Below are 20,502 nucleotides of genomic sequence, written 5' to 3'. Positions count from 1 at the left end.
GGGTCCGACGGAGGACGGCCCGCCGACCGGGGGATGCCACAGAAGGGGGAGACATCCCCGGCCGTGCCGCCCGCGGCGCGTGGTCAGTGCTCGCGCGGTGCGGGGACCACGCGCTCCCCCTCGGGGTGGACCATGAGCAGCTGACGCATGGCCGCCTCGGCGGCCGCGCCGTCGGCACCGGCCAGGGCGTCCGCGATCCTGGCGTGGTGCGCGAGGGAGGTCTCGTTCGGCCGGTCACAGCCCGTGACCGGGCTGCCGGAGACCTGGAGGGCGGCCGACACGATCCCGGACAGGTGCTCCAGCATGCGGTTGCCCGCGACCTGAATGAGGAGGGAGTGGAACTCGGCGTCTGCCCGGGAGAACGTGAGCGCGTCCCCCTGCGCCAGGGCGTGCCCCATGATCTCGACCATGTCGGCCAGCCGCTGCTGTACGTCCTCGCGCCCGTGCCCGGCGGCGAGCCGGGCGGCGAGCGGCTCGATCGTCCAGCGCAGCTCGCTCAGCTCTCGACGCTGGTCGTCGCGCTGCGGCCCGAAGGCGCGCCACTCGATGATGTCCGGGTCGAGGAGGTTCCAGTCACTGACGGGGCGCACGCGCGTGCCGACGTTCGGGCGGGCGCTGACCAGGCCCTTGGCCTCGAGGACACGGAGCGACTCACGGACGACGGTGCGGGACACCTCGAACCGCTGGCCGATCTCCTCGGGGACCAGCGGCCGGTCGGCACCCAGGTCGCCCGAGACGATCATCTGGCCCAGCTGCTGGACGAGTTGGCCGTGCAGCCCGCGGCCGCGACTGCCCGCGGCGCGCCGGCCGACCCGGCCCAGTTCGGGGTCCGCGCTCTCCCAGGAGGGAGCTCCGACGCGGTCGGCGGCGGGGGCCTCCCCGTAGGGGTAGCGGTCGAGTTCGCCCGGGCCGGCCAGACCGGAGTCGGCGGAGCGGGCGGCGGTCATCATGGTGTGCGCAAGGGTACTCACGGATCCTTTGTCGGCGCTGGCTCCAACTCCCTTGAGGTCTTTGGTGAAAAGCACACGAAAGGGTGATCGCTCACCCCGTCGCAATTGACGCCTTATCGGAAAGAAACGGGCGTTCTACGGGGAGTTGCGTGCAGGCTGCGTGCAGGCCGGGAACTGAAGGGCACGGATGACGTCACCGGACCCTGCTGCGCAGGGTCGTGAGCAGATACGCGCAGAGCAGGGCGGTCAGCGACAACGTCAGCGCCCCGCCGACGGGTTGGGCGACAACCTTCGCCACACCCGACAGATAGCGCTCTCCCCCGAAGGGCCATTGCAGCAGCAGCACCTCTCGAAGTCTCATGGGAACCCCTGCGGCGGTCCGCACGGACGGTCCCTCCAAGACCTTTTGTACGAGGGGTACGACGACCACGGGCACTGCCAGCACCGCCGCGAGCCCAGCCGTGGTGGACCGGAAGACTCCTGCGGCCAGCACTCCGGCCCAGGCACACCCGATCACGAGACCGGTCCAACTCGCACCGAGGGAAACCCAGTCCGCGGGAACCTGAGCGAGCTCCCGTCCGTAGACGAGGTAGAGCACTTCGGCGTCGCAGCCGACCGTGAGGGAGGCCAACAGCAGCGCGGTGGCACCGGTGACGAGGAGCTTGGCGGCGAGCAGCCCCAGTCGGCGGGGCACGGTGCCGCGGTCCGCCGCCAGCGCGGGGTGGCGGAACTCGTCGCCGAAGGCCAGCGCGCCCAGGAGCCCGGCGCCGAACGCCGCCGGCGGCAGGGGCAGCTCCCGCGGCCACGCGGCCAGCAGGCGGGGCTGAGGAGTGTGCCCGACACGGGCCAGCAGTACGGCGGTGACGGCGGAGGTGACGAGCACCGCGGCGGCTGTGAGAAACGCGGTACTGATGCCGGCGACTCGACGGAGTTCATATCGGAGCGGGCGAAGGGGGCTGGGGGCGGGGCGGACGGAGATGGGCGGAGGCAGAGGCGGCAGAGCGGCGAGGTCGAGCGAGTGGGCTGCGGGGGGACGGGGGGTGCGGGGAGCGGGGTGCGGGTCGGCCGCTGTATTCAGCGGGTGTGCGGTTGAGGCGAGGGAGCGCGTCAGCAGGGCCGGGTCGGTACGGTCGGGATCGTCGGCGCCGGCATCTGCGTCTGCGTCTGCGTCTGCGCGGGCATCGACCTCGACAGGGTGGTGGGGGCTCCGCTCAGCGGTGAGGCCGTGGGACTGTTCGGCGAGCGTCAGGGGAGCACCGTGCTCGGGCCACTCGGCGCCGTGAACCGTCAGCGTCGCTGTGCTCGGCTCCGGCTCGGCGGAGCCGACCACCATGGCGGCGGGAAGGAGGCGGTCCGGGGTGTCCGCTTCGGCGGCCTGGCGCAGGCGGTCGGAGACATCCCCTTCCCCCCCGGCGGCAGCGGGGCACAGAGGGTCCGGGCCCGAGCCGGGCGGAGCGGTGAGGCACAGGCGGTCAGACACGTCCGCTTGCGTCTCGGCGACAGCAGGGCACAGAGGGTCGGGCCCCGAGCCGGGCGGAGCGGTGAGGCACAGGCGGTCAGACACGTCTGCTTGCGTCTCGGCGGCAGCGGGGCTTAGAGGGTCCCGGGCGTCCGCTACCGTCGTCGGGCGCGGGCGGTCCGGGTCGTTCGCTTTAGTCTCCGGATGACGATGCGGGTGGTCAGGCAGTTCGACGGCCGCGCCCGGCCCCATGTCTCCGACCTCGTCGGCGAGTTGGTGGACGAGGATGCCGTGGCGGAAGGCGGTTTCGCCGACGGCGGCGCAGGTGGTGCCGTAGACGGAGAGGCGGTTGCCGTCCTCCTGTACGACCTCGACGGAGAGGCGGGAGGTGCGGGCCTGCTTGGCCAGGAGGGCCGCGAGGCGGGCGGCGTGCGGGGTGCGGACGGCGACGCGGGGGCGGAGGCGGCTGCGGGCGAAGTCCGTGACTGCTTGGTCGGCGACGAGTCTGCCCTGCTCCAGGGTGACGACCCGGTCGGCGGTGCGGGCGGCTTCCTTGGGCTCGGGCGTGGTCAGCAGGACCGTGCCGCCGTGCGCCGCGTGCGCGCGCAGCATGCCGTGCAGCCAGCGGCTTTCGCGGGCGGAGAGACCGTCGGCGGGATGGTCGAGCAGGAGCGTGTGCGGGTCGCCGAGCAGGGCGCAGGCCAGGCCGAGCCGACGGTCCATGCCGCGCGAGAGGGCGCCGAGGCGTTCCTCGCGCAGGCTGACGAGGCCGACTGCTTCAAGGACTTCGTCGGCCCGTCGGACCGGAACGCCCGCGGCCGCGCACAGCATGCGGAGGTGGCCGCGGACCGTGCGGGACGGGTGACCGGGGACGTCCCCGAGAAGCACCCCGACCTCGCGGGACGGGTGGGCGATGCGGTGCAGGGGTCGGCCCCTGAAGTAGGTGACGCCACGGCCCTGTTGAAGTTCAAGCATGAGTCTCAGCGCCGTGGTCTTGCCCGCGCCCGGCGCTCCGAGCAGTGCGGTGACGTGGCCCGCGCGCGCCTCGAAGGAGACGTCGTCGACGGCGGGCGGAAGCTCCTTGCGGGGAGTGCTGGTCAGTCCGATGGCCTGGATCACCCGAAGCAAGATAGCGCGCTATGTCCGGTTTTTCGGGCACCGCACGTCCGATCGGCCGAGGCCGGGAGTCACACTTCGGGGCGCAGCATCGGAGGGTTGAGCAGCGTGGCGCCGCCGGCGCGGAAGAGCTGGGCGGGGCGGCCGCCCTGACGTGTGGTGGTGCCGCCAGTGGGGACCAGGAAGCCGGGCGTTCCCGTCACCTTGCGGTGGAAGTTGCGTGGGTCGAGCGCGACGCCCCATACCGCCTCGTATACGCGGCGCAGCTCACCGACCGTGAACTCGGCAGGGCAGAACGCCGTGGCCAAGGAGGAGTATTCGATCTTGGAGCGAGCGCGTTCCACCCCGTCGGCGAGGATCTGGGCGTGGTCGAAGGCGAGCGGCGCGACCGGTTCGCCGTCACGGACGTAACCGCCCTGCTGGAGGAGCTCCTCGACGGGTGCCCAGCGCGCGTTGCTGGCGTCGCCGCCCGCTCTGGGTGCGGGCAGGTCGGGAGCGAGCGCCAGGTGGGCGACGCTGACCACGCGCATCCGGGGGTCCCGCTTGGGATCGCCGTACGTGGCGAGTTGCTCGAGGTGGGCGCCGTATTCCGGGACGGGGACGCAGGGGTCGTGGGCGCGTAGTCCGGTCTCCTCTGCCAGCTCGCGTGCGGCTGCCTGCGCCAGGTCCTCGTCGGCCCGTACGAAACCGCCGGGGAGCGCCCAGCGTCCCTGGAACGGTGGCTCCCCCCTGCGTACCGCCAGCGCGCACAGGGCATGGCGGCGCACGGTCAGCACGACCAGGTCCACGGTGACGGCGAAGGGCGGAAAGGCTGACGGGTCGTAGGGCATGCGGCGATCATAGTCGTCTGCCTGACGATAAACACTCCCTTCGTCGGCCGCACAGGTGGCTGATCCACTTCGTGCCGTCATGCGCCTCGCCATCGCTCCCGCCGTCCCCTCTTCGGCGCGTCCTACGAGGTCACACCCCCAATTGCAGGCCGTCGGCAGCTTCCTCGACCATGGCCAGGCCGAGTCGGCTCACCCGTACGGAGAAGGGGGCATCCGCGACCCGTAGGCCGGTCAGGCCGATCTCGCCCAGCGGGGCGCTGCGCATGGGGCGCAGCGTGACCGCCCCGGCCGGGGCGTCGGGGCGGATGCCCGCGAGGGTGGTCAGCAGCAGCACTCCCGCGGCCGCCGCGGTGGCGGCGGGGCGGCAGGCCGCCGGGTGGGGCAGGGGAGTACTCCCGTCGGCGCGCTGCTCGCCCGCGTACATCTCCGGGAGCCGGTGACCGAAGGCCGCGGCCGCCGCCAGTACGCCACGCAGCAGCGAACCCGCCTCCTTCTCGTAGCCGGCATCGGCCAGGCCCGCGACGGCGACGGCTGTCTCATGCACGCGTACGGCGCCGACGCGGTGTCCGAACGGGTTATAACCGGGCTCCTTCACGCCCAGCCCGCGCAGCCCCCACCCCGAGTCCAGGACCGGGCTGCCGAGCAGCCTCGCCAGCTGTTCGGTCTGCACCTTGTCGAGCAGCCCGGGCGCCCGCTCGCCCCCGCCCAGCAGGCCGGTGTCGAGGAGATGGGCGGCAGCCGCGCCGAGGTGCGGTACGGGACGTCCGTCGGGAGCGAGGGCGGCCGCCGGCCGACCGCCGCCGAGGTCGTCGATCCAGAAGTCCTCACGAAAGGCCGTCCGGAGTACCCGGGCCCACTGCCGCAGCTCGGCGCCGCCCGGCCGGCCGCAGGCGTCGAGCAGGTCTGCGCCGAGCAATGCCGCGCGGTGGGCGTGGGCCTGTGTCTCACACCGGGCGGGGCCGCCGGGCTGCGGATCGCGTAGATACGGACCGTTGCCCGCGGCGGTCCTCAGCCAGCTCAGACAGCGCTCGGCCGTCGGCAACAGCTCCTGCGTCTCGGGCTCCGGGAGCCCCCAGCGGCGGGCCTCGGCGAGGAGTACGGGAAACAGGAGCGTGGCCTCCGTGCCCGTACACCCCGGTGGCAGATGTGCGCCGGCGTCCCGTCGTGGCCCCGGGACCATGCCGGATCGGGGGTCCGGGCCGGAGATCTGGGTGCGGGCGAGGGCGCGCAGTGTGCCAGCGGCCAGCCGTGTACCGAGGGGCAGCGCCATCCGGGCCGCGGCGAGGGCCTCTGCCGGGGCGAGACCGCACCGCCAGGGAGCCCCGGCCGCGAGGTGCGTGTCCGCGGGGTGTGCCGGGTCGCGCAAGAGCAGTGCCTGCAGATCTTCGACGCTGGTCCGCAGGAATGTCTGGACGCGTGGGTCGTCGCCCGTCGCTCCGGTGGGAGCGGTGGAACCGGCGGGGGTCAGGGGGCTGGTCGCCGCGCGGCCCACGGATCGGATGGGGCCCGCACCGTCCGGGCGTACTCGTAGCTCCACGGTCGTACTGCCGCCCGGAGGAAGTTCGAACTCCCAGCGCAGCAGGCCGGCGGAGGCCAGCGCGTCGGCGGGCGGCGGGTCCGCCGTGACGGACGCGGACCCGTTGAGGCCGGACCAGCGCAGACCGGAGTCGTGGACGCTCGCGGGCAGCTCGGGTCCCGTGTGGCCGGACGCGATCGCACCGAGGTCGGCGAGGTCGGTACCGAGGGCCACCTCGACGGGCAGGCGTAGGGGGCGCGGGGCCGCGCTGTGCAGTGTGATCCGCTCCGTGCCGTCCGCCTGACGGATCCGCTCGATGACGACGTCGGGGTCTGGTCCGGTGTGCGGGGAAGCACGCAGGGTGCCGACGAAGCGGGCCTGGTCCGCGGCGGTCATCCGGGCCTGGACGGCAAGCGGCTCGCGCCCCGCCACGCGCACCTGGCACCGGGCGAGCACACGCCGACCCGCCCGGTAGAAGCCTTCCAACCCTCGGCCGGTCAGCTGCCCTTCCTGGGTGGAGATCGCGAGGCCGGGTAGGGCGACGCAGATCAAGGCGGAGTGGACGGGGGGCAGCTCGGCGGAACGGCGAAGGGTTGGGGCTGGGCCTGGGCCTGGGCTTGCGGCCGAGGCAGTGGTCCGGGGTCGGATGCCTCGGGGGGAGGCGATAGGCGGGCGTCGCGTCTGATCGGTGGGCGGGGAGGGGGGTGATGTCCGTGTGGGGGTGAGAGGTGGGGTGTTGGACGGCCGGGGGGCCGGGTGGGACGAGGCCCCATTCTTTGAAGCGGTGTTGGTGGGTTGGGGTCGAGAACAGCCTTGGCCTGTGTGGGCGGGCTGGTATGGGCGGTGCTGGTCGATGTCGAGGGGATGGCGTGGGGGGCGGCGGTCTTGGCCGGTGGCGACGGGTTGGCGCGGAGGGCTGTCCTGGGCCACGCCCTGAGGTTGGCGCGGAGCGCTGTCCTGAGCAGTGCCCTGAGGTTGGCGCGGAGCGCTGTCCTGAGCAGCGCCGTTGGTTGGGAGCGGGAGCCGGCCCTGGGCAGTGCCAGGTAGGGGGGGCCGGCCCTGTGCAGCCCATGTGGACCGGGGCGGCGCGGTGGGTTCGTGGTGTCCAGCGCCGCCCGCCGCAGTCGGCAGGCCTACGCCGGGCTGACGAGGCGGCGAGACCTGGGGGATGGTGGAGCGGTCGTCGTCGGCTGTGGCGGGCGAGGTCGGCTGGTGCATGCGAGGGCTTCTCCTGCGCTCTGTGTGCCTCTGGCGTGGTCGGCGCCGGGTCGAAGGCCCCGGCAGGACGGGGGCGGGTGGCGACACACCCCGGCCGGGCGCTCCGCCACTCAGGTGAACGGCACGGGGCTCCCCGGGGTCACGGGCACAGCTGGGCATCCCCTCCGAATGGCCGGGGTGTGTCGCTGGGGTCGCGATGGCCGGCGCGTATCCCGTGGTCGAGACAGTCGAGACGTGTGAAACGGGGCGGGACAGCCTGTGTGGCGGCGGGACGGAGCCTGTTTGGCGCCAGATCTGCGCTCCGGCTGCGCCTCGCTGTTCGGGGGCGGCTCACGCCTCCCGCTCGCCGTCACCGTTTGTGGGGTTGGCTTCTCCCGCATGGGTGCCTCGGCGCCGTACCGCGCCCTCGCCCGTGCCACGAGGGCGCGTACCACCCGTCCGCGCGGTGGTGGGACGCCTACGGCCTGACGCCGGCGTGCGGGGTCGGAGGGCGTTCCCCGGCCCGGGCTCGCGTTCTCCGCCGCTCAGGGCGTGAGAGGAGGCGCCGGCACCTGTGGGGCGACGCCGACGGGAGGCCTGCTGGGACACCGGCTCGGGTCCCCTCACCGACGCACTGCCATCATCATCCTCGCCTTCCTCGCCGTCCTCGCCCCCCTCCACCCGGTCGACGCCTTGGCTCTCCTCCATCCGCTCCGCCCCCACACGGCCCTCGCTCTCCCCCGCCGCATCCACCCGACAGGAGCTCTCGGGGAGAACGTCAGTCCCCTCCCCCATGTCGAAAGCTTCGCGCTCCCTCACACCACCCGGCCTCATTGATGCCTCAGCCGCCCGTCCCCGTTCCATGCGTTCGCCGCGCAGGCAGCGGCGGATGGATTCCGGGTCCACGCCCTCATTGCACGCCTGGTGGAGGAGGCGGGCGAAGAGGTAGTCCGGGTCTGCGCCCAGTGCCATCGCGAGGGCTTCCCTCGCCTCGATGCCGTCGCCCGCCGACCAGGCCACCCAGCCGGCCAGGGTGAGAGGGGCTGCGGCGTGCTCGCCGTAGGCGCCCACGCAGCGGCGGGCAAGAGACCGCCAGAGACGTAGGGCGGGGCCTGCCTCGTCGTCCTCCATCCACTCAGCCGCGCGATCGCGGGTCGTGCGGTCCTGCAGGCCGAGGATCAGCGTCGCGGCTTCGTCGTACCCGATCAACTCGTCGTCACGGCGGTCCGCCAGGAGCGGGCCGGCCACGGGCGGTGCTTCGGCGAGGCGCCGCATGACGAGTTCGGCCAGTTTCACCGTCTCCTCCGCCACTTCGGCGCGGCTCGTATCGTCGAGGATTTTGGGGATCAGCGCCCTGTTGGCGGTGTCCAGAGCGGCCTCCTGCTCCAGGGCCGCGGCCGTCTCCCAGGGGAGCAACCTGGCGCGGAGTTCCCGCAAGGTGCCGCGTACCTGGATGCCCGCGTACGTGGCGGCCGCGGCGAGGACGGAGGTGCCCGGGAGGCCCATGGCAGTCCCCTCGACGGGACAGCAGCCCTCGCTGCCGCAGCAGTACGACCAAAAGCGGCCGTCGGAGATGCACAACGCTTCGATGACCGGCACGTCGAGGGCGCCGCACTCGACACGCAGCCGCTGGGCCAGTGGTCGCAGTCGTTCCATGACCTGCCGCCCCGACTCGCCCTTGGCCGGTTCCTGGCAGACGTAGGCGACGATCTGTTCGGGCCGGGCGCCTCGGCGTTCGCTGCCCGTCACCAGGCCGTGTGCCAACTGGCGGGCCACGGGAGCCCAGTCGTCCGTGTTCGCGGGAATGCCGAGCCGGGCCCGGCCGCCGAACCTGCCGCGGCCGTCCCTGTCGTGCAGGGCGACCAGGACGATACTGTCCTCGGGGCGGTAACCGAGCAGGTAGGGCAGGGCGTCGGCCAATTCGGCCGGGGTGCGCAGAGTGATCTGGTGGGTGCCGTGGCCTTCGTACGGGTCTTGTCCGTCACATCCGGCAATGTCGCCGTCTTCGAAGGATCCAGTGGTTTCGCCGTGATTCGTCATGCGCCGACGATCTCGCGGATCGCGAGGTTCCGCTTGGCCCTGTGGATAACTCAAGTCAGGGACACGTCACCCGTACTGCCGACGCATGGGAGAGGCCGGGATGGTCAGCGTGGTCCAAGTCCGCGGCCTACTTCCTGACGACTTCACTGTCACCATGTTCCGCACCGATGTCACCGATCACCGATGACACCGATGAGAACGAAGGCCATCGTGACCGGTCGGCCGCTGCGGTTGCGCCAGGCGTGGCGGGTGCCGTTCTGGATCACGACATCACCTGCCGAGAGCCGGGTGCAGTGGCCGTCGTCGAGTTCGAGGATGACCTCGCCCTGCAGCACGATGCCGTAGTCCACGGTCGGCGTCGTGTGCATGCCGTCGGGCTCGATGAGTTCGGCGATGCCGGGCGAGTCCCGTTCATCGCGGCGCTGACCCTGGTGGGCGGCGGACTCGCGGTCTCCCTGGTCCCTGATTCAGTGCGCCGCGTCCACATCCCCGGAGTGGCCTACCGCCCTCTCGCGGACGTACCACTGACCACCCGGCTCGTGGGCGTCTACCGCAGGGGCGAGCGCTCACCCGCGGTACGCGGCGTGATCCGCCGCCTGCGCGAGGCCGCGGCCGCCACGACGACGGCCGGCTGAGGCAAGCCCCTCACCGACGTGGACGCTCCGGTCGCCGCCCGCTCGCCAGGACCTCGCGGACGGCGTCGAGCGCGGAGTCGGGGCTTTGGAGACGACGGCGACCTGGGCGACCGCCGTCTCCTTCAGCTCAGATCCCGCGCGGTCAGCGGAACGCCGCCTGACCCGTGATCGCCTGCCCGACGACCAGAGTGTGCATCTCGCTGGTGCCTTCGTACGTCAGGACGGACTCCAGGTTGTTGGCGTGGCGCAGCGGCGAGTACTCCAGCGAGATGCCGTTCGCCCCCAGCACCGTGCGGCACTCCCGCGCGATGGCGAGCGCCTCGCGGACGTTGTTGAGCTTGCCGACGCTGATCTGCTCGGGCCGGATGCGGTGCTGGTCCTTGAGCCGGCCCAGATGGACGGCGAGCAGTGCGGCGCTGCCCAGGGACACGGTCATGTCCGCGAGCTTCTTCTGGGTGAGCTGGAACGCGCTGATCGGCTTGTCGAACTGCACGCGGGAGTCGGCGTACTCGATGGCCGCCTGGAGCGAGTCCCGGCCCGCGCCGACCGCGCCGAACAGGATGCCGAAGCGGGCCTCGTTCAGGCAGGACAGCGGGCCGCGCAGGCCCTCGGCGTGCGGCAGCCGGGCCGAGTCGGGCAGCCGTACGTTGTCGAAGTACAGCTCCGAGGTGATGGACGCGCGCAGCGACATCTTCTGCTTGATGTCCTGCGTGGTGAACCCGGGCGTCCCGCGCGGCACGAGGAAGCCACGGACGCCGTCCTCGGTCTGCGCCCAGACGGTGGCCACGTCGGCGATGCCGCCGTTGGTGATCCACATCTTGGAGCCGTTCAGGACCCAGTCGTCGCCGTCGCGGACGGCCCTGGTGCGCATGCCCGAGGGGTTGCTGCCGAAGTCGGGCTCGGTCAGGCCGAAGCAGCCGATCGCCTCACCGGCGGCGAGCCGGGGCAGCCACTCCTGCTTCTGTTCCTCCGAGCCCCACTTCCAGATGGAGAACATCGACAGCGAGCCCTGCACGGACACGAAGCTGCGGAAGCCGGAGTCGGCGGCCTCCAGTTCCAGACAGGCCAGGCCGTAGCTGACGGCGTTGGTCCCTGCGCAGCCATAGCCTTCGAGGTGCATGCCGAGGACGCCCAGCTTGCCGAGTTCGGGCGCGAGTTCGCGGGCGAAGTGCGCGTTCTCGAACCACTCGCCGATGTGCGGGCGCACCCGGTCGGCGAGGAACTTCGCGACGGTGGCCTGGATCTCGCGCTCCTCATCGGTGAGGACGGAAGCGATGTCGAGCAGTTCGAGGGGGTCCTTCAGCGGCCTGCCGCTCATAGGGGGCTCCTTGTGATCATGGTTGGGTAGGTGGGTTCACGTTTCACGCTTCACGCTTCACGCGGAAGCGGGTCGGTGAGGCTCTGGAGGATCTCCTCGGTGTGCTGGCCCAGCCGTGGCGAGGGCAGCAGGTACCGCGCCGGTGTTCCGCTCAGGGTGATGGGATGGGCGACCTGGCGAGAGGGCATGCCGCTGTCTCCGTCGGCCGCCGCTGCGGGGATCTCGACGATGCCCGGCAGGCCCAGCCGCTGGGCGAAGGCGAACGCCTCGTCGAGGCCGTTGACCGGCCCGGCCGGCACTCCTGCGGCCAGCAGGACGGTCGACCAGCGGTCTGCGCCCTCGGTGCTCAGCAGCCGGGTGAGGATCTCCCGTAGCTCGGCGCGGTGGGCGACCCGGTCGGCGTTGGTGCGGAAGCGGTCGTCGAACGCCAGGTCTGGATCCTGGAGGACCTCGGCGAGCGCCGCGAACTGCTTGTCGTTGCCCACCGCGAGAGCGATGGGGCGGTCCGCGGTCGGGAGGGTCTCGTACGGGGCGATGCTCGGGTGCGCGTTGCCCAGGCGTCCTGGGACGACACCGGCGACGGCGTACGCCGAGGCCTGGTTGACCATGGCCGACAGCAGCGAGCCGAGCAGGTTCACCTCCACGAGCTGCCCCTCCCCGGTGGCGTCCCGGTGCCGGAGCGCCGCGAGGATGCCGAGCGAGGCGTGCAGTCCGGTGATCACGTCGACCAGGGCCACGCCCGCCTTCACCGGATCCCCGTCCGCGGCGCCGGTCACGCTCATCAGGCCGCCGACGGCCTGGACGAGCAGGTCGTACCCGGGGATCGCGGCGCCCTCACCGCTGCCGAAACCGCTGATCGAGCAGTAGATCAGTGCCGGGTGCCGGGCACGGAGCTCCTGGTGGCCGAGGCCCAGCCGCTCCATCGTGCCGGGGCGGAAGTTCTCCACGACCACGTCGGACTCGGCGACCAGGGCCCGTGCCTGTTCGCGGCCGGCCTCCGTGGTCAGGTCCAGGACGACCGACCGCTTGTTCCGGTTGACGCTCAGGAAATACGTCGACGTGCCGTCGTGGTCCGCCGGCGGGTGCCAGGCCCGGGTGTCGTCCCCGGTTCCCGGCCGCTCGACCTTGATCACGTCAGCGCCGAGGTCCGCGAGGAGCATGGTGGCGTAGGGCCCCGCGAGAACCCGGGAGAAGTCGGCGATGCGCAGGCCGCCCAGCGCGCCCGCGCCCCGCCCCGTCCCGTCGGGAACACCGGCCCACTCGTCCGGTGCGTTGTCCTGGGTGCTCACGCGCCCTCCTCTGTGATCGTCCGGCCCGACCGTGGCTCCCCACCGGAGCCGGGTCCCGTCACCACCAGCGCGTCGGAGACGGTGCCGGGCGGGTGAGTTCGACGACGGGAAGGCCCTCACCGCAGGGCGTGAGAGCCCCTACGAGGGTCACCCGCGCGCCCACCGCCACCACGAACGGCGCTGTCCCGGTGACCTGGCAGAGCAGGTTGAAGCCCTCGTCCATCGCGACGAACCACGTGTTCTGCTGGGCGTGGCCGTTACGGCGAACGACGACTCCCACGCCCGCGCTGCGTTCCCGGTCGAAGGCCATGGACCCGCAGGCACGGCAGAACGAGCGCCGGTAGGCCGGAGTACCGCACCAGCGGCAGCGCTGGAAGAAGAGTTCACGCCGGCCCGCCGCCTCGGTGGGTTCACGGGTGTCTGTCTGGAGCATCGCGTCCTCCTGCACGCAGGTTCGCTGACCGGAAACAGGTGATCGGAATCCGATGTCCCCATCACTCTGGCCCCGCCGCGAATCACCGGTCAACGACGTGCTGACGCATCCTTGTGCGCGGAAAACGGTCCGTTCCCGGAGGTCAGAGCCCCCTTTCCGGCTTACTCTCGTTTTGGTCGCCGGGACATGGACCGCCCTCAGGGCTTCTGAACCTCAGCCGGCCGCGGCAAGGACCAGGGGGAGGACCTGGTCGCTGCCTGCCTGGCGGAGCAGGCGGGCTGTGACGGCGAGGGTCCAGCCGGAGTCGCTGTAGTCGTCCACGAGCAGGACGGGGCCGGGCGAGGCAGCCAGGGCGGCGGACAGTTCGTCGGAGACGGTGAAGGCGCCGGACAGGGCGCGGAGGCGTTGGGCGGAGTTGCTGCGGCGGGCTGCGTGTGCGCCGTTCGGCCCTGTGTAGGTCAGGGTGCCCAGGAAGGGGAGGCGGCCGATGCTCGCGATGCCCTGGGCGAGGGAGCCGACCAGTTGGGGGCGGGTCAGGGACGGTACGGCTACGACTCCGGCCGGCCGGGCGGAGGCGTCCGGGACGTTCGGCGCCCAACCGCCCGGGGAGCGCGCCCAGTCGGCGAGGACGGCGACCGCTGCCCGCAGGACGTCGTCGGGTACCGGACCGTCGGGCGCGTTCTCGGCCAGCAGGGGGCGCAGCCGGTTGCCCCAGCCGATGTCCGAGAGCCGCCCCAGGGCACGCCCGGTGGAGCACTGCTCCCCCGCCGGGATACGGCCCTTGAGGTTGATGCCCAGTGCGGGCATCCCCGTCGGCCACATCCGGCGCGGCTCGACCTCCACGCCCGGGCGGTCCAGTTCCTTCGCCGCCCCCGTCAACGTCTCGGCCGAAACAGAGGAATCGGCCCACGCCCCGGCGCAGTTGTCGCACCGGCCGCACGGAACCGCGCCCTCGTCGTCCAGCTGAAGCCGCAGGAACTCCATCCGGCACCGGGACGTGCTCACGTAGTCGCGCATGGCCTGCTGCTCGGCAGCGCGCTGCCGCGCGACCCAGGCGTACCGCTCGGAGTCGTAGACCCACGGCTCGCCGGTCGAGATCCAGCCACCCTTCACGCGCTTGACCGCGCCGTCCACGTCGAGCACCTTGAGCATGGTCTCCAGACGGGTGCGCCGTAGATCGACCACGGCCTCCAGGGCCGGCACGGACAGCGGTCGGCCCGCGTCCGCGAGGGCGGAGAGGGTCTGGCGGACCTGGGTCTCGGGCGGGAAGGCGGTGTCGGCGAAGTAGCGCCAGATGGCCTCGTCCTCCTTGCCCGGCAGCAGCAGCACATCGGCATGCTCGACCCCGCGGCCCGCACGTCCCACCTGCTGGTAGTAGGCGATCGGCGAGGACGGCGAGCCGAGGTGTACCACGAAGCCCAGGTCCGGCTTGTCGAAGCCCATCCCGAGCGCCGACGTCGCCACCAGAGCCTTGACCCGGTTCTCCAGCAGGTCGGCCTCGGCCTGCAGCCGGTCCGCGTTCTCCGTGCGCCCCGTGTAGGAGGACACCGGGAAGCCGCGCTGCCGCAGAAAGGCGGTGGCCTCCTCGGCCGCGGCCACCGTCAGCGCGTAGATGATCCCGGAACCCGGCAGCTCGTCCAGATGCTCGGCCAGCCAGGCCAACCGGTGCGCGGCGTCCGGCAACCGGACCACACCCAGCCGCAGACTCTCCCGCTCCAGCGGTCCACGCAGCACCAGGGCCTCACCGGCGCCGGTGCCCAACTGCTCGGCCACATCCGCGGTGACCCTCGCGTTGGCGGTCGCGGTGGTGGCCAGCACCGGCACCCCGGCCGACAACTCGGCGAGCATCGCCCGCAGTCGGCGGTAGTCCGGCCGGAAGTCATGCCCCCAGTCGGAGATGCAGTGCGCCTCGTCGACCACCAGCAGGCCGGTCGTGGCCGCGAGCCTGGGCAGCATCTGCTCGCGGAAATCCACGGAGTTGAGGCGCTCCGGACTCACGAGCAGAACGTCGGTCTCGCCGCGTTCGACCTCCTCGTGGATGGTGTCCCACTCCTCCGGGTTGGCCGAGTTGATGGTGCGCGCCCGGATCCCGGCCCGCTCCGCCGCCTCGACCTGGTTGCGCATCAGCGCCAGCAGCGGCGAGACGATCACCGTGGGGCCGGATCCACGCCGGCGCAGCAGAGCGGTGGCGACGAAGTACACCGCCGACTTGCCCCAGCCGGTGCGCTGCACCACCAGGGCACGCCGGCGCTCCTCCACCAGGGCCGACACTGCCTGCCACTGGTCCTCCCGCAGCCGGGCCGAACCCCCCGGGGCACCGACCAGCTCAGCGAGGATGGCATCGGCTTCAGTACGGAGCTCCAGGTTGTCCATGCCCCCATGCAACCCGAACCGCCGGTCGCGAGCCAGCTCACTCAGTGTGACGCCCGGATCGCGAGGGGTCCCTGCGTCTGCTGTGGATCAGGGCGGACGCGACGCGCGGGCGGCCGGTGACGGCGATGCCGGCACGCACACGCTGTGCACGGCCGGCCGATGCGTTGCCCGGTTGACCACGGGGTAAGGATATAAGCCACACACCACCCCATAACCGTCGGTGGCCCCAATTGCTCGTTGCCGCATCCCAGTTCGACAGGAAGAATTGAGGTCCGCTCCCCGCGAGGCCCGTCCGTTGATGACGTAGGGCTCTGCTGCGGTGTGCGCTCCTCCGAATCCGACCCGCCCGCTGTGTGGGCCGTAGCCGAAGGGAGGAACGTGACCTTCGGATTCGCGCCGTCCTCGGCGGCATCGTTGTCTACGTCCGCGTCCGCCGCTTCCGCCAACCGCTTGCTCGAGCCCGCGGAGTGGGCCGCCGCGGGCATCCCGCTGCTGCGCAACCCCCGGGAAGTCGTCAGCGGGCTGCACTCGCGGCATCACCCGAAGCCGGCGACGGCGATCGTGGCCGTGCTCGACCAGGACGAACGGGTCCGGGCGAGCGCCTCGTTCATTCGGCGGGCGGCTCCGGCGGACGGCTGGATGTTCCGCAACGCGCTGCTGGCCCAGCTGCGCCGGGTGATCCCGCACGACCTGCGGCGCCGCACCCCGGTGCGCACCGCCGTGCTGCTCTACTGCCGTGACGGCGACCAGCGCTGGACGGAGGAGGACGGCGCGTGGATGTGGGGCCTGCGGGACGCGTGCACGCTGCACGGGCTGCGCTGCGGGGCGTACATCACGCTGACCCGTGACGGCTGGCAGGTCCTGGGCGAGGGCCGTGGCGGCCGTAGCCCCAACACGGACTCCTCGCCGGAGCCCTTCGCGATATCCGAGGCACCGCCGCCACTGCCCCGCACCGGCGGTGCCGCTTCCGAGGTGCTGCGCCGGGCGGCCGCGCGCTGAGAGGGTAGCCGGAGCCCCACGGGCGCTCCGGGCCTCGTCGGCGCCTACGGCCGACGACAGGGCCGCCTTACGTGCGGCATGTGCCCCGGCCTTGAGTGCGGCTCGCCGTACGGCCCTACCGCCGGCTACGGCGCGCACCACGCCCTCGCGCCAAGCAGCAGACGACCGCTTGAGTCGTGCCGGACGCCCCCTTCGGCCGCACCGCACCACCGCTGCACACACCGCGCCAGGCGGCATCGCGGGGCGCGTGTCGGTCTCGTCCTGGCGTGCGCTCTCAGGCCCGACGGCGGCCCGCCTGCACGCCGGACACGTCGCCGCCTGCGCTCCCGCCGTCCGCGCACGCCAAAGCACCGCCGTGCAGACACCCCCCACGGCGGCGCCCCCGTCACCCCGGGCACCCCGCGCCCGGGACTACGGAATCGGCTCAGACGCCCGCGCCCAGCACCGCGTTGATCTGCTGCGGGTCACCGCAGACGATCAGCAGGGCGCCGGCCCGGCCGAGGGCCTGGGGCAGAGCGGCTGCGGCCACCGTGTCCGGGCCGCCGTTGAGGGCGACGACGACCACAGGGCGGGAGGTGGCCCGGCCGACGACAGCGGCGTCGGCGTAGAACACGTCGTCGCGGGCGTCGTGCTGGGCCCAGTAGGAGGTCTCACCGAAGGACAGCTCGTGGGTGGCCCACGGGTGCTGCTCGCCGGTGGTGATCACCAGCACCTCACCGGGGGCACGACCCGAGTCGAGAAGCAGGTCCACTGCCTCCTCTGCGGCGTCGAGGGCACCCTCGGCCGAGGCGGGGATCAGCTGGACCTGCGGGGTCGCAGAGGTCTGGGTGGAAGCGGCCGGAGTGGCCGGGCCCGAGGACTCGGGCTTGGCGGCGGCCCCGTCGCGCGGCGCGCGTTGCACCGGCGGCGCGGGCCGCACAGGGCCAGGACGACCGGGGCGCGGCGGAGCCGCGGGGCGGGGGCCGGGTACGGGGCGAGGGGTCGGCGCGGTTCGGCCACTGGCCGGAGTGGCGCGGGGACCCTGGGCACTCTCGTGAATCTGAGGCTCCTCGGGAATGAGAGGCATGGGCTGTTATTTATCAAACATTGGCGCGGCTCGCGCCAGCGGGTGGCACATCAGTGCGAGCGGAATCGTCAGAAATCGAAGCCGAGCTGACCCTCGATCTCCGGAACGTTTCCGTCCGCCCAGGTGCGGGCCTTCTTGAGATGCCGCCACTGGGGCAGCGCATCAAGATACGCCCACGACAACCGGTGGTACGGGGTGGGGCCCCGCGTCTCCAGTGCGGCCTTGTGCACGGGCGACGGATACCCGGCGTTGTCCGCAAAACCGAAGTCTGCATGGTCGATACCCAGTTCGGCCATCATTTTGTCGCGCTGAACCTTGGCGATCACCGAGGCCGCCGCGACCGCCACGCACGACCGGTCCCCCTTGATGACCGTACGGACCTTCCAGGGGATACCGAGGTAGTCGTGCTTGCCGTCGAGGATCACCGCCTCGGGGCGGACGGGCAGCGCGTCCAGTGCGCGCACCGCGGCGAGCCGCAGCGCCGCCGTCATCCCCAGGCTGTCGATCTCCTCCGGAGAGGAGTGGCCCAGGGCGTACGACGTCACCCACTTCTCCAGTTCCACGGCGAGTTCGGTGCGCCGCTTCACGGTGAGCAGTTTGGAGTCGGTCAGGCCTTGCGGGGGTCGGCGCAGTCCGGTGACCGCCGCGCAGACGGTGACAGGACCGGCCCACGCGCCGCGCCCCACCTCGTCGACACCGGCAATGATCTTCGCTCCGGTCGTGGCTCGGAGGGAGCGCTCGACGGTGTGGGTAGGTGGTTCGTACGGCATGGCGCCCTTAGCGTACGCCGCCGGGAACCCCGCGCGACACCCGGCTTCCCCTAGCAGCCACAGGGGCGTTCACCGGCTCCGCCCAGGCTCGGTCAGGGGCGCAGCAGTGGCAGCATCAACTGGTCGATCATCTCTGCGAGATCCTGATCGTTCCATTCGCTTGCACAAATCTTGGAGCGGTACATCATCATGGCCGGGATGGCGTCGCAGACATAGCCGTTCACCGCGTCGGACCGCACTTCTCCACGCTCGATTCCACGGTTGATGACCTCACGGAGAAGCTCGATGGTGGGCTCCACCACCCCTCCGAAGATCACGTTATGGAAGCGCTCCACCTGACTGGGATCGCATTCGTGAATGACTGATCGCAGTGCGAAACCGGGGCGCGAGAACATCGCGTCGCGCGCCTGACGGCACAGTTCCAGCAGATCCGCGCGGACGCTCCCGAGGTCGGGCGCCGTATCCAGACGCGGCAATCCGGCCTCCAACGCGTCGGCGACGAGGTCCTCCTTGGACGGCCACCGCCGGTAGACCGCGGCCTTGCCGGTCTGGGCGCCCGCGGCGACGCCCTCCATCGTCAGGCCGTTCCAGCCGACCGTACTGAGCTGCTCGAGTGCGGCATCGAGAATCGCGCGTTCGAGCACGGCGCCACGCCGGCGGGGGGAGGTCGCCTGAGCGGGGGCGGCCGTCCAGCGTGAAGTAACCATCTGGGCGTCTCCAGCGAGCAGAGGGAGCGGGTATTTCGGGGATCGGGGACGCGCCCCACGGCAGCGCGCCTCACGGCGACAACGCGAGTGAACGCTTGCGTTCACTACAGGGGAGTCACTACCGTTGACGCGACAGTGAACGCGAGCGTTCACTAACGCACTTGTGGGGGACCCATAGTGACAACCTCTCAGTTGATCAATGATCAGAAGCCAGGTGCGGCCCGCAGGGAGGGTCATCCCGGCATCGCTCTGACCGTCATCGCGGCCTGCCAGCTCATGGTGGTACTGGACGCGACGATTGTGAACATCGCTCTGCCGCACATTCAAGACGCACTGCGATTCAGCACCACCGACCTCACCTGGGTCGTCAGCGCCTACACGCTCACCTTCGGCGGCCTGCTGCTGCTCGGTGCCCGGGCGGGGGACATCCTCGGCCGCCGACGGGTGTTCATGGCGGGCATCCTGCTGTTCACCTTCGCCTCGTTGCTGGGCGGACTCGCCCAGGAACCCTGGCAGTTGCTGGCCGCGCGGGCCCTGCAGGGCGTAGGAGGCGCGATAGCCTCGCCCACGTCCCTGGCGCTCATCACCACCACGTTTCCCGAAGGCCCGGAACGCAACCGGGCCTTCGGCGTCTTCGCGGCCGTCTCGGCGGGCGGCGGGGCCATCGGCCTGCTGGCGGGCGGCATGCTCACCGAGTGGCTCGACTGGCGCTGGGTGCTCTTCGTCAACGTGCCCATCGGTGTACTGATCGCCGCGCTCGCACCGCTCTACATCAGCGAGTCCCAGCGACACCCCGGCCGCTTCGACATCGCGGGCGCGCTGACGTCGACACTGGGCATGGCATCCCTCGTCTACGGCTTCATCCGCTCGGCGGAGGAGGGCTGGCGCGACAGTCTGACCCTCGGGTCCTTCGGGGTCGCGCTGGTGCTGCTGCTGGCCTTCGTGTTCACCGAGATGCGGGCCAAGGAGCCGATCACTCCGCTGAGGATGTTCACCGACCGCAACCGCTCGGGCACTTACGTGATCATGCTGAGCCTCGCCGCGGCGATGTTCGGGATGTTCTTCTACATCGTGCTGTTCGTGCAGAACGTGCTGGGATACAGCCCCATCAAGTCGGGCGTGGCCTTCCTTCCCGTCACGGTCGCGATCGCGGTCGGCGCGGGTCTGTCGCAGCGGTTCCTGCCGACGCTCGGCCCCAAGCCGTTCCTGCTCGCGGGCTCGGCGCTCGTGGTCGTCGGGCTCGCCTGGCAGACCTTGATCAGCCCGGACAGCTCGTACGCCGGCGGGGTGCTCGGTCCCATGCTGGTGTTCGGCTTCGGCATGGGCCTGAACTTCGTGACCGTGACGGTCACCGCGGTCGCCGGGGTCGCGCAGCAGGACGCGGGCGCCGCGTCCGGACTGCTCAACGCCACGCAGCAGGTGGGTGGTTCGCTCGGGCTGTCCATCCTGACGACGGTGTTCGGCACGGCCAGCAAGAACGAGGCGGAGAAGCAGCTCCCGGACTTCCTCGCCCATGCCTCGGCGGAGCAGAAGGCGGAGTTCGCTCAGACGCACCAACTGCCCGCGCCCTGGGGGCACGAGGTGCTCGCCCACGGCATCTCCACGGCGTTCGTGCCCGCCGCCGCGATGGCCGCGCTGGCTCTGGTCACCGCCTGGTTGGTGATCCGGGTCCGCAGGAGCGACCTGGAAGCCCTGTCCGGCACGGCGGGTCCGATGGCCGGCTGACGGGAGAGCAAGGAGAGCACCACGGGCCGGCCCGAAGGGCTCGTCGAAGGGCGCCACCTGGGTGCGTCCACGGCTGCCG

At 71.7% G+C, this 20,502-nt stretch carries 16 protein-coding genes; 3 read left to right on the top strand and 13 right to left on the bottom strand.

All coding sequences use genetic code 11. The annotated features are described in order from the left end of the window. Window positions 1–83: 83 nt before the first annotated feature. The 6 genes from AC067M_RS15010 to AC067M_RS14985 form a co-directional block, all read right to left on the bottom strand. Window positions 84–971 (bottom strand): FadR/GntR family transcriptional regulator, encoded by an 888-nt coding sequence (locus AC067M_RS15010; protein ID WP_478697419.1) that lies wholly within the window; start codon window positions 969–971, stop codon window positions 84–86. A gap of 172 nt (window positions 972–1,143) precedes the next feature. Further along, window positions 1,144–3,528: an ABC transporter ATP-binding protein gene (locus AC067M_RS15005; RefSeq protein ID WP_478697418.1), complete on the bottom strand. Its 2,385-nt coding sequence runs from the start codon at window positions 3,526–3,528 to the stop codon at window positions 1,144–1,146. 68 nt (window positions 3,529–3,596) lie between these two features. Then, the gene (locus AC067M_RS15000; RefSeq protein ID WP_478697417.1) at window positions 3,597–4,355 is read right to left on the bottom strand and encodes an NUDIX hydrolase; all 759 of its coding nucleotides are present in this window, start codon (window positions 4,353–4,355) and stop codon (window positions 3,597–3,599) included. A gap of 130 nt (window positions 4,356–4,485) precedes the next feature. Beyond that, a complete protein-coding gene (locus AC067M_RS14995; RefSeq protein WP_478697567.1) occupies window positions 4,486–6,420 on the bottom strand; it encodes a glycogen debranching N-terminal domain-containing protein in 1,935 nt (644 codons plus the stop codon). 999 nt (window positions 6,421–7,419) lie between these two features. Then, a complete protein-coding gene (locus AC067M_RS14990; RefSeq protein WP_478697416.1) occupies window positions 7,420–9,108 on the bottom strand; it encodes a DUF4192 domain-containing protein in 1,689 nt (562 codons plus the stop codon). A 170-nt stretch (window positions 9,109–9,278) separates the two neighbouring features. Continuing rightward, entirely contained in the window at window positions 9,279–9,476 is a 198-nt protein-coding gene (locus AC067M_RS14985; RefSeq protein ID WP_478697415.1) for a cupin domain-containing protein, read from the bottom strand. On the opposite strand from AC067M_RS14985, the gene AC067M_RS14980 reads away from it, so the two are divergent. After that, on the top strand, window positions 9,471–9,743 hold the full coding sequence (locus tag AC067M_RS14980) for a LysR substrate-binding domain-containing protein (protein WP_478697414.1): 273 nt from the start codon (window positions 9,471–9,473) through the stop codon (window positions 9,741–9,743). The two genes, AC067M_RS14985 and AC067M_RS14980, sit on opposite strands and share 6 nt — an antisense overlap. 142 nt (window positions 9,744–9,885) lie before the next feature. Here the strand turns inward: AC067M_RS14980 and AC067M_RS14975 are convergent, their stop codons facing one another. The 4 genes from AC067M_RS14975 to AC067M_RS14960 form a co-directional block, all read right to left on the bottom strand. After that, complete coding sequence (locus tag AC067M_RS14975) at window positions 9,886–11,061, bottom strand: acyl-CoA dehydrogenase family protein (protein WP_478697413.1); 1,176 nt, start codon at window positions 11,059–11,061, stop codon at window positions 9,886–9,888. Between the two features lie 50 nt (window positions 11,062–11,111). Continuing rightward, window positions 11,112–12,269: a CaiB/BaiF CoA transferase family protein gene (locus AC067M_RS14970; protein WP_478697566.1), complete on the bottom strand. Its 1,158-nt coding sequence runs from the start codon at window positions 12,267–12,269 to the stop codon at window positions 11,112–11,114. Between the two features lie 139 nt (window positions 12,270–12,408). After that, complete coding sequence (locus tag AC067M_RS14965) at window positions 12,409–12,783, bottom strand: Zn-ribbon domain-containing OB-fold protein (RefSeq protein ID WP_478697412.1); 375 nt, start codon at window positions 12,781–12,783, stop codon at window positions 12,409–12,411. 213 nt (window positions 12,784–12,996) lie between these two features. Next, the gene (locus AC067M_RS14960; protein WP_478697411.1) at window positions 12,997–15,156 is read right to left on the bottom strand and encodes a DEAD/DEAH box helicase; all 2,160 of its coding nucleotides are present in this window, start codon (window positions 15,154–15,156) and stop codon (window positions 12,997–12,999) included. Window positions 15,157–15,534: 378 nt separating this feature from the next. Between AC067M_RS14960 and AC067M_RS14955 the strand changes: the two genes are divergently transcribed. Further along, entirely contained in the window at window positions 15,535–16,155 is a 621-nt protein-coding gene (locus AC067M_RS14955) for a hypothetical protein (protein WP_478697410.1), read from the top strand. A gap of 424 nt (window positions 16,156–16,579) precedes the next feature. On the opposite strand, the gene AC067M_RS14950 is transcribed toward AC067M_RS14955, so the two are convergent. From AC067M_RS14950 to AC067M_RS14940, 3 genes are all read right to left on the bottom strand, one after another. Further along, window positions 16,580–17,221, bottom strand: coding sequence for a hypothetical protein (locus tag AC067M_RS14950; RefSeq protein WP_478697409.1), 642 nt, complete (start codon window positions 17,219–17,221; stop codon window positions 16,580–16,582). A gap of 68 nt (window positions 17,222–17,289) precedes the next feature. Continuing rightward, window positions 17,290–17,991 carry a ribonuclease HII gene (locus tag AC067M_RS14945; protein WP_478697408.1) on the bottom strand — a complete coding sequence of 234 codons (702 nt, stop codon included), beginning with the start codon at window positions 17,989–17,991 and terminating at the stop codon, window positions 17,290–17,292. 92 nt (window positions 17,992–18,083) lie between these two features. After that, window positions 18,084–18,698: a TetR/AcrR family transcriptional regulator gene (locus AC067M_RS14940; RefSeq protein WP_478697407.1), complete on the bottom strand. Its 615-nt coding sequence runs from the start codon at window positions 18,696–18,698 to the stop codon at window positions 18,084–18,086. Between the two features lie 177 nt (window positions 18,699–18,875). On the opposite strand from AC067M_RS14940, the gene AC067M_RS14935 reads away from it, so the two are divergent. Then, window positions 18,876–20,423 (top strand): MFS transporter, encoded by a 1,548-nt coding sequence (locus tag AC067M_RS14935; protein WP_478697406.1) that lies wholly within the window; start codon window positions 18,876–18,878, stop codon window positions 20,421–20,423. Window positions 20,424–20,502: the final 79 nt, after the last annotated feature.

Source organism: Streptomyces sp. NPDC043427 (assembly GCF_056436655.1).
The sequence above is the reverse complement of the archived record's forward strand: the minus strand, read 5'-3'. Positions and strand labels throughout refer to the sequence as shown.

Coding starts and splice junctions, on each gene's coding strand:
- AC067M_RS14990 (WP_478697416.1), bottom strand. CDS start 9,108: ATGACGAATCACGGCGAAACCACTGGATCCTTCGAAGACGGCGACATT.
- AC067M_RS14945 (WP_478697408.1), bottom strand. CDS start 17,991: ATGCCGTACGAACCACCTACCCACACCGTCGAGCGCTCCCTCCGAGCC.
- AC067M_RS14985 (WP_478697415.1), bottom strand. CDS start 9,476: ATGCACACGACGCCGACCGTGGACTACGGCATCGTGCTGCAGGGCGAG.
- AC067M_RS15000 (WP_478697417.1), bottom strand. CDS start 4,355: ATGCCCTACGACCCGTCAGCCTTTCCGCCCTTCGCCGTCACCGTGGAC.
- AC067M_RS14950 (WP_478697409.1), bottom strand. CDS start 17,221: ATGCCTCTCATTCCCGAGGAGCCTCAGATTCACGAGAGTGCCCAGGGT.
- AC067M_RS14965 (WP_478697412.1), bottom strand. CDS start 12,783: ATGCTCCAGACAGACACCCGTGAACCCACCGAGGCGGCGGGCCGGCGT.
- AC067M_RS14975 (WP_478697413.1), bottom strand. CDS start 11,061: ATGAGCGGCAGGCCGCTGAAGGACCCCCTCGAACTGCTCGACATCGCT.
- AC067M_RS14940 (WP_478697407.1), bottom strand. CDS start 18,698: ATGGTTACTTCACGCTGGACGGCCGCCCCCGCTCAGGCGACCTCCCCC.
- AC067M_RS14960 (WP_478697411.1), bottom strand. CDS start 15,156: ATGGACAACCTGGAGCTCCGTACTGAAGCCGATGCCATCCTCGCTGAG.